The following is a 460-nucleotide window of genomic DNA, read 5'->3' on the forward strand; positions in this document are numbered from 1 at the left end:
ACGGCACTAACACCGTTATGCTTCGGGGAGCTGTTAGTGAGCTTTGATCCGGTGATTTCCGTATGGGGGAACCCACTACGTTTAATCGCGTAGTATCTCGACGTGAATACATTGCGTCTTGAAGGCAGACCCAGGGAACTGAAACATCTAAGTACCTGGAGGAAGAGATAGAAAAATCGATACCCTGAGTAGCGGCGAGCGAAACGGGAAGAGCCCAAACCAAGAGGCTTCCACCACCATAATCCACCTTTTCCAATAGTTCCTGCTCAAACTTTAAAGTCAAACACTATCATGAAAAGTTTAAAACTATTCAACTTTTTCAAAAAATGACGAACTTTTCCATTTGGAAATTCGTCTAAATATTGGAAATAGTAATGTCCAAATTAAAATAGGGAGATATGATCTTGAATAATCCGATTAAAAAATATTGGATGATTGCTTCAGCACTAACAATAGGCAT

General features: G+C 40.2%; 1 rRNA gene. It reads left to right on the forward strand.

Annotated features, from left to right (window positions below):
* Window positions 1-460: ribosomal RNA gene (locus ABNX05_RS26255) — 23S ribosomal RNA — on the forward strand; the annotation flags it as partial.

The organism is Lysinibacillus zambalensis, assembly GCF_040183165.1.
GTDB lineage: Bacteria > Bacillota > Bacilli > Bacillales_A > Planococcaceae > Lysinibacillus > Lysinibacillus zambalensis.